The following is an 11,971-nucleotide window of genomic DNA, read 5'->3' as shown; positions in this document are numbered from 1 at the left end:
CAAAGTTTGAATATTTTAATGTTTATGCACACCCAATTGCCCGTTTGGCGGGCAATCGGGCTAATAATTTCAGGCCTCGGCCTCCAATCCGTCGGTCGACAGATCGTCCAGTTTCGGCATCAGCCGCAGCAGTTCCGCCGCATATTCGGTTTGCGGGTTGGCAAACAGCGCGTTGGTCTCTTGCAGTTCGACCACCTTGCCCTGTTTCATCACGGCCACCCGGTCGCACATCTGACGCACCACCGGCAGGTCGTGGCTGATGAACAGCAAGGTCAGGCCCAGATGTTCCTGCAAATCTTTCAGGATGTTCAGGATCTGCGCCTGAATGGACACGTCCAGCGCACTGGTCGGCTCATCACAGATCAGGAAGCGCGGCTGTGTCGCCAATGCGCGGGCAATAGAAATCCGCTGCCGCTGACCGCCGGAGAACTCGTGTGGATATTTCAGCCCGGCCTCGTGGCCCAGACCGACCTGATCCAGCAATTCGTCGACACGGCGCTTGATGTCAGCCCCGTCCATCAGTTTGTGATGGCGGATCGGCTCGGCCACGATATCGTCCACCCGCATACGAGGGTTCAGCGACGAATACGGGTCCTGGAAGATCATCTGGATGTTTTTACGATAGGCATCCAGCGCGGCCTTGTTTGTCAGGTCGCTGACCACCTGTCCCTGAAACGAGATCGTGCCGCCGTCAACGGGATACAGCCCCGCGATCATCCGTGCGACGGTCGACTTGCCCGAGCCGGACTCGCCTACAACACCGAATACTTCACCTGCACGGATGTCGAAGCTCACGTCGTCAACGGCAGTGAAATAGGCGCGATCCCACGGCAGCAGACCTTTGCGCTGCAGGAACTTCTTGGTCAGGTTGCGGATTTCGAACACCGGTTTGCTGGCGTCATTGTCCACTTTTGGCCAGTGGCGCGCCATGTCTTCGATCGCGAAACGGGTTTCACGCCCGCCATAGCTGATCTGTGGAAAACGGTGCAGTTTCAGCGTCGGGCGCGGCACAGCGGCGATCAGTGACTTGGTGTATTCGTGGCTGGGCTGGCCCATCACTTGCGAGGTCGGGCCGGTTTCAACCACCTTGCCCGCATACATTACCGTCACCTTGTCCGTCGTATCCGCGATCACACCCATATCGTGGGTGATCAGGATAACGCCAACCTGACGCTCCTGCGCCAGTTCCTTGATCAGGTCCAGAATCTGCGCCTGAACGGACACGTCCAGCGCCGTTGTCGGTTCGTCCGCGATGATCACATCCGGTTCGGTGCACAGTGCCAGCGCGATCACAACACGCTGCCGCATCCCGCCCGAGAACTGGTGCGGGTACTGATCCAGTCGCGTGTCCGGATCCGGGATACCAACCCTGTCGATCAGATCGCGCGCGCGTTGGTTCGCCTCAGCATCGGTTCCACCCAAATGGGCCTGGATCGTCTCAACCAGTTGCTCGCGCACAGTGAACAACGGGTTCAGCGAGGTCAGCGGATCCTGAAAGATCATCGAGATCTTCTTGCCGCGCAGGCTGCGCATCGCGTCGGCGTCCAGACCGCTGATCTGGTCGCCGCTCAGCTTGATGGTGCCGCTTGCTATCCGGCCGGGCCGGTCCAGCAGACCCATGATAGCTGCACCGATGGTGGATTTACCCGCACCGGATTCACCCACCAGACCGTGGATTTCACCCGGCTCAACGGACAGGTCCACATGGTCCACGGCGGTGAACAGTTGGCGGCGCGTCGGGAATTCGACCGTCAGGTCATTGATCGTCAGAAGGCTCATGTAATCACCGCAGCTTGGGGTTCAGCGCATCGCGCAGCCAGTCGCCCAGCAGGTTGACCGAAAGGGCCAACGCCAGAAGGGTGCAGGCCGGGAAGAACAGGATCCACCACTCACCCGAGAATAGGAAACCCTGCCCGATGCGGATCAGTGTCCCCAGCGACGGTTGCGTCGGAGGCGCCCCCACACCCAGAAAGCTGAGCGTTGCCTCGGCTATAATCGCCAGCGCCAGCGAGATCGTGGCGATCACCAGAACCGGGCTGAGGACGTTGGGCAGGATGTGGCGGAACATGATCGGGAAGGAACCCCTTCCGATCAGGCGTGCGGCCTGAACGTATTCTTTGTTCTTTTCCACCAGCGCGGCACCGCGCACGACCCGGGCGAACTGCACCCAGTCGGACAACGCGATCGCGATGATCAGAACATAAATCGCCATCTCGTTCCGGTATTCCGGGGGTGTCACACCCTTGGCGATACCAAAGATCAGCATCGCCACCAGAATTGCCGGGAAGGTCAGCTGTACATCCGCAATCCGCATGATCAGCGTCTCGATCCAACCACCAAAATAGGCGGCGATCAGACCCAGAACCACGCCGATGATCATCGCGAGAAGCACAGCCGACACGCCCACGAACAACGAGATGCGCATGCCATACAAGATGGTCGAGAGCACATCGCGCCCCTGATCGTCTGTGCCCAGCAGGAAGGTCTCTTGCGTAAAGGCGTTGGGCGTTCCCGGCGGTGTAAAGCCGTTCATCAGGTTCAGAGACCCAGGGTCGAACGGGTTATACGGAGCCAGAACGGGCGCGAAAATCGCCGCCAGAACAAGGATCAGCACCACCAGCGAGGCGATCATGGCAACCGGTGAATGCCGGAAGGACCATGCAAAGTCGCTGTCCCAGAATTTGGCAAAGCGCGACTTGGCGGGGGCTTTGGGGGTTTCGATAGTATCGGTCATGTGGCCCTCGCGTCGACACGCAGGCGCGGGTCAATGGCATAGTAAAGAAGATCCACGATCAGGTTGATCGTAACGAACATGACCGAAATCAGCATCAGATAAGCGGCCATGACGGGGATATCGACGAACTGGATCGCGTTGATGAACAGCAGGCCAACGCCCGGCCACTGGAACACCGTCTCGGTGATGATGGCGAAAGCGATGATCGAGCCCAGCTGCAATCCGGTGATGGTAATTACGGGAACCAGAGTGTTCTTCAGCGCGTGGCGGAAGTTGATCACTCGGTCCGACAACCCGCGGGCGCGGGCAAAACGGACATAATCGGCACGCATCACCTCAAGCATTTCCGACCGGACAAGGCGCATGATCAGCGTCATCTGATACAGACCCAGCGTGATCGCGGGCAGGATCAGCGCCTTGAGGCCCGAAGCCGTCAGGAAGCCGGTGGACCAGCCGCCAATCATAACGGTTTCGCCCCTCCCAAAGCTGGGTAAGAGGTCTAATTCAACCGAGAAGATGTAGATAAGTAAGATCCCGATCAGGAAGGTGGGCAGGGACACCCCGATCAGGGACACGGTCATGATAACATTCGCAGCGATCCCTTGTCGTCGGATGGCGGTGAACACGCCCAGAGCGATCCCCAGTGTGATGGCCAGAAAGCCCGAGACAAAGGCCAGTTCCAGCGTCGCGGGCGCCCGTTCGGCGATGATGGTCGAGACCGGTCGTCCCTGACGGTAAGACACACCAAAATTGCCTTGCACGGCCCCTTTAAGGAACTTGTAGTACTGAACCGGAAATGGCTGATCCAGCCCCAGCTCAGTCCGCAGCCGGTCGATATCGGCTTGCGTACGCTCCTGACCCAGCATGTTGTCGATCGGGTCGCCAACAAACCGGAACATAGAAAATGCAACCAGACCCACGACCAGCAGTACGATCACGGATTGGAACATCCTTCGGACGATATATGCGAACATTCACTTTCCCCATTGATCCGCTTCTCTATGCATGGGTTAACCAAATGGTCAAGGTATCGCTAACGGATGGTATCATAGCGATCCTTTTTCCTTGCGTTATTGGTTGTGCACGTTGTGCGGCGCAGATTGGCGCTGCCGCGCCAGACCGCGCCAATCCCACGTTTAAGCGACTTCAGTTCACCGTCACCCAGCGCAGCAGGAAGAAGTTATCGGGGCGCTGCGTCAGCTCGATGTTGCTGCGTGTGCCCCAGACCAGAGGTTGCACGTACATCGGCACATAGACCTGTTCGTCCTGAATGATTTGGGCCACCTCATCCAACATGGCCTGACGTTTGGTCTGGTCCAGCTCGGATTGGATGGCTGGCAACAGCTCGTCCACACGCGCGTTCGAGAAACCACCAAAGTTCCAGCTTCCCAGTTTTTTCTCTTCGTTCGGAGTTGCAACAAGGAACCGGACCGGGTGCTCGGCATCAAAGGTACCCGGGCTCCAACCCAGCAGGTACATGTCATAGTTGTCCTCGCGCAGTTCCGGCCAGTAGTTGCGCACGGGCATCGCTTCCAGCTCCGCCGTGATCCCGATCTGGGCCAGCATGCTGACGACAGCCTGGCAGACGGCTTCGTCATTCAGATAGCGGTCGTTGGGGCATTTCAGCCCGAACGAAAACCCGTCGGCGTATCCCGCCTCGGCCAACAGGGCCTTGGCAGCCTCGACATCAAATGCCGGACGTTCGGCCTTCGCCTCGGAGTAACCGCTCATCGCCGGGCTGACCAACTGCGATGCGGCTTCTGCGTTTCCACGCATAATCGTAGCCAGAATGGCATCCACATTCACCGCCTGCGCGACAGCCTTTCGCACGCGCGGGTCGCGGAACGGGTTGGGCTGGCCTGCATCGTCGGTATACTTCAGCGTCTCGGCCTGATGATCAAAGCCCAGCATGATCACGCGGGCCTCGATCCCCTGAATGACCTCGACATCGCCGTTTTCCTTGAGGCGCGCGACGTCCTGGATTGGCACCGGGTTGATCATGTCCACGTCGCCCGACAACAGCGCTGCCACGGCGGTCGCCGGGTTCTGAATCGGGTTGAATTCAGCCCGGGTGATATTGTGTTCGACCTCGCCCCACCAATCTTCATGCGGTTCCAGCACGGTTTTCAGACCCGGCTCACGCTCGGTGACCTTGAATGCGCCGGTGCCATTGGCATTGATGGTCGCATAGTTTCCGGCCTCTTTGTCCGGAACGGCAGCATCATTCGCCTCGGTCCAGCCCTGGTCCATGATCATCCAGTTTGCAATAGACGACGGAAACAGCGGGTTCGGTGCGGTCATCATGAAATCGACGGTATAGTCGTCGACCACGATCACGTCGCTAACAGGCGCAAACCAACTGCGTGTATCTGCGGCCTCACCAGAGGCACGTTGATAACTGAACAGAACATCCTGCGCGTCAAAGGTGCTGCCGTCATGAAAGGTCACGCCCTCACGCAGCTTGAAGCGCCATCCTTCGCCTTCACCGATCGGCTCCCAGCTGACCGCCAAAGCGGGTTGGACGCTCATGTCCTTATCGCGGCGAACCAGGCCTTCGTAGACATTGTTGAGGAACCCCAGAACCGGGGCCGAGTTGACCGCGTGCGGGTCCATGGTTTGCGGGTCGGTGGTCGAGGCCCATTTGAAATCTGCGGCATGGACACCGGTGGCAGCCAGCATAGCCAGGCCAATGGCACTGTTCCTGAGGATCATCGCGAAGTCTCCCTGTTTATTGCCTGAGTGTTCTAGGTTTTTGGCAAAGGCGCAAGGAAATCTCAGACGGCAACCATCAACTCCGGGCTCAGTCTGACGGATCGGGGATTGAGCGTCCAAAACAAAACAGGGCGCGAAAACCGCGCCCTGCCAAATCATTATCGTGATTGTCTTAGTTCATAGTGAAGTATTTGATCTTCGGCGAATCTTCCGGCTCAACCACGGTGCCGACATTCGACTTCATGCCCCAGTTCAGAACCTGGTGATGGATCGGGATGTAAAGCTGCTCATCCTGAACGACCTGCCAGATTTCGGCAATCTGCTTGTCACGCTCGGGCAGGTTGGTCTCGGACGCCAGTCCCTGGATTTTCGCATCCAGTTCCGGGTTGCTGTAGCGCGTGCCGTTCCACGAACCGTACTTCTCGCCCTTGGTGTGCGCCAGGAAGTTGAAGATGTATTCCGAGTCATATGTCGGAACACCCCAACCCAGCATGTAGAAGTCGGTCTCCAGGTTGTTGATCAGTGGGAAGTGCTGCGCCTTGGGTTTCGCGTCCAGATTCACCGTCACGCCGATTTGCGCCAGCATGCCAACCGCCGCCTGACAGATCGCTTCATCATTGATGTAGCGGTCGTTCGGGCAGTTCAGCGTCAGCGAGAAGCCATCCGGATAACCTGCTTCGGCCATCAACGCCTTGGCTTTTTCGATGTCGGTGGTAGACGAGCTGTCCATCGCTTCGTCCCAGCCGTTCACAAATGGCGGAGCGATCATGCCCGCAGGCTCGGACTGGCCACGCATAACAACCTGCTTGATCGCATCGCGGTTGATCGCCATCGACATCGCCTGACGCACGCGCACGTCGGACAGAGGATTCTTGCCGTCGACGTTGTCCGAGGTCAGATCCGCATCACCCATGTTCATGCCGAAGAAGATCACGCGGTTCTGCGGTGCAGTGCGCACGTCCAGACCGTCGGTACCGGCAACACGCTCAAGGTCTTGCACAGGAACGTCCTGGATAAAGTCCACCTCACCCGACAGCAGGGCTGCGACGCGGGTCGCTGCGTTCTGGATCGGCGTATAGACGATCTCGGTCACCTGCATCGGGAACTCGCCCGCGCCCCAGTAGTTCTCGTTTGCGGCCAGAACCGTTTTTACATCCGGTTCGCGGCTGACTAGCTTGTAGGGGCCGGTGCCGTTGGCGTTCTTGGCTGCGAATGTGTCTTCGCCGCCTTCATAGTCCTGCACCTTGACGGCGTTGTTCGCCTCGGCCCAGGCTTTGTCCATCATGAACATGTTGGTCAGGTTGTTGGGCATGATCGGGTTCGGACCATCGGTTTCGATCTCGACGGTGTATTTGTCCGTCGCACGCACCTCTTTCACAGAAGCCAGCAGTTCCTTGTAATCGGAATCTGGTGTCATCGCGCGGTTCAGCGAGAAAACGACGTCTTCGCTGTCGAACTCAGCACCGTCATGGAAAGTGACGCCTTCGCGCAGCTTGAAAACCCAGATATTCGGGTTTTCCTCGGAAGGTGCCCATTCAGTGGCCAGCGACGGCACCAGAGCACCGGAATGGTCACGCATGACAAGCGTTTCCATGATCTGGTGGGCCAGCGCCGAAGTCGGGCCTTCGTTCTGAGCGTGCGGGTCCAGCGTCAGCGAGTCTCCGGCACGTGCCCAACGCAGCGTTTCAGCCGATGCGCCTGCCGCCATCAATGCGGTTGCACTGGCGGCAATCATCAGGTTCTTCAGGATCATTATAATCTCCCCGGTTTTCGTTTGTACCGTTTCAGGAACGGCAGACCGTTTTCTACGGTCTTGATGGTGCTGATCATCCAGATCATTTTGTCAGTTGCAACACCAGATTGTGACCTGACCGAAAATCCGATCAAATTTGACAGACCGTAAGCCAGTGCGGACTAGCGTTTGGGCAATCCCGCTGTCAGCCCAAAATAACTGACCGTTGATGCGGATCATCCGGAAACACACGGCCGGATTGCACACATTGAAAGATGTGCCGGAACACCAGCCCGGCTTCACCTCCGGGTGACTTGGGACCAAAGTACTTATGTCCGGTCGGTGTGTCGTACAGGGTGTTCACGTCGTCACAGTCCACCTGAAACACATTGCGGGGTGTTCGATCAATGTTTTCCGGGCCGGTGTGACCCAGGCGGCGCGAAGCGATCTTGTTCTTGAGATTTGCAGCCTTGCTGGCCCGCAGCGCCAGATCGTCCGACGCAAAATACACGACCACATTGCGAGAGGCGTGGCTGATCAGAACGCCGGGCTCCTGTTCATGCACGCTTTCATTGACGACATCGGCCGCGACCATGAAGGTGTTGCGAAACAACAGCGGTACACCTGAGGCCAGATCATATCTGTTCCACTCGATCAGCGTCTGTCGCAACACCCTGTTGCCCATTGAATGCGCCAGCAGATTGATCCGTTTTAGGCAGGGTGCAATTTCAGGCTCGTTGTCCTCGCTGTTGCGCCATTCCAGAAACCGTTCCAACACGCGGGCAAATGAGAACCCGCTCTGATCCGCGGACTTCTGATCGTCCCAGTATTTCTGCACGATCCCCTGCTTGTTGTCGCTGGGCCAGATCAGTGGCAACACCAAGATTTCGTCGGGCTTGGCCTGATCGCACAGGCGCTGAAGTTCGGCCGTCGTTTCGAACACATCGTCGGGCAAATTGTTAAAGCCATGGAGATACAGCAGGACCTGACGGCGCTGGCTGTCACGAACCCGCCGCAGCAACTCCTTGCTGGTGATTTCGGTATTATGTTCGGCCTCGCCCTTTTCGCAGTAAAAGACCGAGTTGGACGGGGCGTTGTTATCCAGGTCAAAGGTAAAGCGGCGCCCTTTACGGGTGCGAATACTTTGGGTCGGGAATCTGTTTGTGATAAAAAGCATAAAAAAACCCTCGTAATCAGGATAAACAGAGCCTAGCAAGCCAACCTACGGCTGTCAGCTTTGGCATTGGGCTGCCGCGCCTTTCAAAACTCTATACAAGTCAGGATTTCCATGGCCTTCAAATGATCGCCGGTCCAACAACCAATGAGGCCAAGCGCCTGACTGCTTTGGCGCCTGATGCGCAGCCTGTGGTCTTGCAAGGCTTTGGACATATCCCGCAGATTAAAAGCCCATCGGCTTTTCTGGGCGCGCTGACGATAATGCAAAAAATGTTTCAGGCTGGAACTTCCAAGAGGCGGGCTCGTGAAGACATTCACCAGAAGGGCCGCGCTGCTTGCAGATGATTTCGGCTCTTGACCCTTCGGGATGGTCGCCGAAAGTGATGCGGTCCAACTTCGACTTTGGCGTCGCCGCCACTTGTTCGACCAACGCCCAGGGTTGGCCGTGCCCATTGGGCCGATGGGCTCAACCCTTCGATCCCTGTGCATGATCTTGCCCTCGGGTAGTGTTGTCACTTGTTCAGCCAGCAAAAAACGCCGATCTCTTCAACCTTACCATGGGCGGATACGGTCTTGTCGGAATAATCGTCGATCTTGAGGTCAAGATGGTCACTAACACTCGGTTGTCGCCTACCTTTGACGTAATAGACGCCGTGACGTTTGCCGGCGCCTTTAAGGCAGCGATCGACGATCCAGCTGGGACGATGGCCTATGGCAGGCCCAACGCGGCGAAGCCGGCATGGCGCGGGCGCTGATCGACCGGATCGTCGAGATTGGCGGCGCATACTACTTGCGCGACCGTCCACACGTGACGCCGAAGTAACTGACTTCGACATGTCCTCGAGCTACCGAGTTTGCGCTGGCCGAACACCAGCTAGAACCGCAGTTTGTGCTGACAAATATACTTTGGGGCAGTTATTATGGCGCCTCTAGCCAAACTACAAAACACTCTGCTTCGTGTGTTTCGTCGCGCTGCATGTGGCCTCGGCGTTTTGGGCGTTAATTGCAGGGCTGATATCGCACCGAGCTGCTCGCACGTTCCTGACCCTGCTCGCGCTGGCCTATTTGGGTGACGGTATTTTCGGGTTCTTCACTGGCCGTGGGTATCTGGATCTGGGTTTCTTTATCAACCGATCCGCAAGATTTGATCTGTCCCATTGCAGGATTTTTGCGAACCTGCCTCACTAGGCATTGGGCCGCGTAGCGGTATGGGCCGGGTGCGCGGGCCGCAGCGTCCGCAACTGGGTAATCTGTCGGCGCAACAAGGCGCCGAATATGCCGCGCTACTACAGAAAGTTCCGCAACATAAATGGCCTGTTGCCGAAGATGCCCAAAGCCTGCGCGACCACTTTGGCGACACACCGCGGGACAACGAAAGACAGGCTGCGCTTGGTCGCGAATACGCGGTGAAGGATGCTTATGCCGGAGTGATCGAGCAGGCCGAGGAGCAAGTTGGCTCGGATGGGTTGACGTTGCGCATGATCCTGACGGGGGCGACCGCAGAAGATCTTACAGGCTATTCCAACACTCGAAAAACAGGCTCTAACAAATGGCTAGTTGAACTTAATTCGCCCGATACAGCACGCTCACGTATTTGCTTGTACAGATGGCCCTCGACGGTGCGGATGTTGTGGAAATGGCCGGGGGTGATGATGTTCTTTTTACGGCGATCTCGGATCAGCCCTCGGTCGACGGCGCGATCTTCAGTGCGCAAAAGCAACGGTTCGGCAACTATCGCCACCCGATCATGGTGGACGTTGCAAATCTTATGCAGCGACTGGGGGAATTGGAGGGCTGCGGCTGGAGCATATTCACGACTAACAGATCGGTCCCGTTTGCCCCGCCGCTGTTGATTCTGGGGAAGCTGGCCACTCTGGCAGTTGTCGCCCCTCTGATTGACGAAGCCCCGGCCTGTGGTGTGGTGTTCCCGCAAAGCACGCTGTTTCAAAACACGCATGAGGACGTACCAGCTCTCGCCACCTCGAAGTTCAGCGTCACCGTGGCAACCGACAGCGCAGGGTTTGCAAAGTCGCTTTACCGTCAGGGTGCTCGGCTTGTTCTGCCGGCGGGTCGCCGGGCTGCCTCCTCCTGCCCAAGCGCTGAAGACTAGTTGGAGAGGCGCGCGCGGTGTTTACCGGGTTACACAGAAATCCATACCGCGCACAGAACATTGACGTTACAGAAAGAGCATAGTTCGAACTCCGGACGGGCAGTGTTTTCTGTCCCGTACCCTCCAAATCGTGGAACTTGTCCCCGAAAGTTGTGTGCGAGGCGGAGATACCACTATATACACCCCAAGATATTTAAGAGGCGGGTTGCTTACCGCTTTTCAAGTGCGAGGGCAGAAGAATGAAAATTGCGGTTGCAGGCCTGGGCTATGTCGGCCTGTCCAATTCGGTTTTGTTGGCGCAGAATCATGATGTCACGGCGATAGACATTTCGTCGGACCGCGTTCAAATGGTCAATTCTGGCCAATGCCCGATTGTCGACGCCGAACTGCAAGATTTTCTTTCAAGCCGAAACCTCTCGCTCAGGGCGACAACCGAACCAGCGTATGAAGACGCTGAATTCGTCGTCGTGGCGACACCTACAAACTATGATCCCAGGTCCAACTACTTCGATACATCCAGTGTCGAGGACGTGATCCGGCAGGTAAGCGCGGTCAACCAGGATGCCACAATCGTTATTAAATCGACCATCCCTGTGGGTTACGTCCAGTCCCTGCGGGCTGAATTGAACAGTGAGCAATTTTTGTTTTCTCCGGAATTCCTGCGCGAGGGAAACGCGCTTTATGACAACTTGCATCCGTCTCGCATTATCGTTGGTGAGCGTTCCGAACGGGCACGGGTATTTGCCGACCTGTTGCTTGAAGGTGCGGAAACCAAGGATGCCCAGGTCCTGTTCACCGACCCTGACGAAGCCGAAGCGATCAAGCTATTCGCCAATACCTACCTGGCTATGCGGGTGGCTTTCTTTAACGAATTGGACAGCTATGCGATGGCCGGCGGCATGAACACGCGCCAGATTATCGAAGGCGTCTCATTGGATCCTCGCATTGGCGAGCATTACAACAATCCGTCTTTCGGGTATGGCGGCTATTGCCTGCCCAAGGATACCAAACAACTTTTGGCCAATTACAACCATGTCCCGCAAAACCTTATCCGCGCGATCGTGGACGCCAACCGGACACGGAAAGACTTTCTAGCCGATCAGATATTGATGAGAGGGCCACGCGTGGTGGGTATTCACCGGTTGGTCATGAAAGCCGGCAGCGACAATTTCCGCCAATCGTCGATTCAGGGCATCATGAAACGCCTGAAAGCCAAAGGCGTCGAGGTCATCGTCTATGAACCGACACTGGAGGACGGAGAATTTTATCGCTCGCGTGTTGTGCAGGATCTGGATGCGTTCAAGGACGAAGCTGACGTGATAGTTGCGAACCGATTTCACCCTGACCTTGAGGATGTTGTATCTAAGGTATTCACGCGCGATTTGTTTGGCGCTGACTAATTGCGGTTGTGTGCTGCGGCGTAGTTTCAAGTGGTTTGATTGCGCACCGCCTTTGGTATCTGGCGGTGCTTTTTATCAGTTTATCGCGGCGTTGATGGGTGTTGTGA

Annotated in this window: 9 protein-coding genes; 3 read left to right on the top strand and 6 right to left on the bottom strand. The window is 57.0% G+C overall.

The window, feature by feature from the left end; all coding sequences use genetic code 11:
• Nucleotides 1-69 precede the first annotated feature (69 nt).
• From ACR0AA_RS17805 to ACR0AA_RS17780, 6 genes are all read right to left on the bottom strand, one after another.
• Nucleotides 70-1,779 carry an ABC transporter ATP-binding protein gene (locus ACR0AA_RS17805; protein ID WP_480665521.1) on the bottom strand — a complete coding sequence of 570 codons (1,710 nt, stop codon included), beginning with the start codon at nt 1,777-1,779 and terminating at the stop codon, nt 70-72.
• A 4-nt stretch (nt 1,780-1,783) separates the two neighbouring features.
• A complete protein-coding gene (locus ACR0AA_RS17800) occupies nt 1,784-2,734 on the bottom strand; it encodes an ABC transporter permease (RefSeq protein ID WP_480665522.1) in 951 nt (316 codons plus the stop codon).
• A complete protein-coding gene (locus ACR0AA_RS17795; protein ID WP_480665523.1) occupies nt 2,731-3,708 on the bottom strand; it encodes an ABC transporter permease in 978 nt (325 codons plus the stop codon). The genes ACR0AA_RS17800 and ACR0AA_RS17795 overlap by 4 nt, the downstream gene beginning before the upstream one ends.
• A 172-nt stretch (nt 3,709-3,880) precedes the next feature.
• A complete protein-coding gene (locus ACR0AA_RS17790; protein WP_480756519.1) occupies nt 3,881-5,446 on the bottom strand; it encodes an ABC transporter substrate-binding protein in 1,566 nt (521 codons plus the stop codon).
• 172 nt (nt 5,447-5,618) lie between these two features.
• Nucleotides 5,619-7,199: an ABC transporter substrate-binding protein gene (locus ACR0AA_RS17785; RefSeq protein ID WP_480665525.1), complete on the bottom strand. Its 1,581-nt coding sequence runs from the start codon at nt 7,197-7,199 to the stop codon at nt 5,619-5,621.
• 184 nt (nt 7,200-7,383) lie between these two features.
• Entirely contained in the window at nt 7,384-8,355 is a 972-nt protein-coding gene (locus tag ACR0AA_RS17780) for an alpha/beta hydrolase (RefSeq protein WP_480665526.1), read from the bottom strand.
• 956 nt (nt 8,356-9,311) lie between these two features.
• On the opposite strand from ACR0AA_RS17780, the gene ACR0AA_RS17775 reads away from it, so the two are divergent.
• From ACR0AA_RS17775 to ACR0AA_RS17765, 3 genes are all read left to right on the top strand, one after another.
• On the top strand, nt 9,312-9,542 hold the full coding sequence (locus ACR0AA_RS17775) for a hypothetical protein (RefSeq protein ID WP_480665527.1): 231 nt from the start codon (nt 9,312-9,314) through the stop codon (nt 9,540-9,542).
• A 418-nt stretch (nt 9,543-9,960) separates the two neighbouring features.
• Nucleotides 9,961-10,464 (top strand): hypothetical protein, encoded by a 504-nt coding sequence (locus tag ACR0AA_RS17770; protein ID WP_480665528.1) that lies wholly within the window; start codon nt 9,961-9,963, stop codon nt 10,462-10,464.
• A 239-nt stretch (nt 10,465-10,703) separates the two neighbouring features.
• Complete coding sequence (locus tag ACR0AA_RS17765) at nt 10,704-11,864, top strand: nucleotide sugar dehydrogenase (RefSeq protein WP_480665529.1); 1,161 nt, start codon at nt 10,704-10,706, stop codon at nt 11,862-11,864.
• The last annotated feature ends 107 nt before the right edge of the window (nt 11,865-11,971 follow it).

Source organism: Ruegeria sp. CE8 (assembly GCF_056537465.1).
Note: the sequence above shows the minus strand (reverse complement) of the source record. Positions and strands in the feature narration are given on the sequence as shown.

Coding starts and splice junctions, on each gene's coding strand:
- ACR0AA_RS17790 (WP_480756519.1), bottom strand. CDS start 5,446: ATGATCCTCAGGAACAGTGCCATTGGCCTGGCTATGCTGGCTGCCACC.
- ACR0AA_RS17765 (WP_480665529.1), top strand. CDS start 10,704: ATGAAAATTGCGGTTGCAGGCCTGGGCTATGTCGGCCTGTCCAATTCG.
- ACR0AA_RS17800 (WP_480665522.1), bottom strand. CDS start 2,734: ATGACCGATACTATCGAAACCCCCAAAGCCCCCGCCAAGTCGCGCTTT.
- ACR0AA_RS17780 (WP_480665526.1), bottom strand. CDS start 8,355: ATGCTTTTTATCACAAACAGATTCCCGACCCAAAGTATTCGCACCCGT.
- ACR0AA_RS17770 (WP_480665528.1), top strand. CDS start 9,961: ATGGCCCTCGACGGTGCGGATGTTGTGGAAATGGCCGGGGGTGATGAT.
- ACR0AA_RS17795 (WP_480665523.1), bottom strand. CDS start 3,708: ATGTTCGCATATATCGTCCGAAGGATGTTCCAATCCGTGATCGTACTG.
- ACR0AA_RS17785 (WP_480665525.1), bottom strand. CDS start 7,199: ATGATCCTGAAGAACCTGATGATTGCCGCCAGTGCAACCGCATTGATG.
- ACR0AA_RS17805 (WP_480665521.1), bottom strand. CDS start 1,779: ATGAGCCTTCTGACGATCAATGACCTGACGGTCGAATTCCCGACGCGC.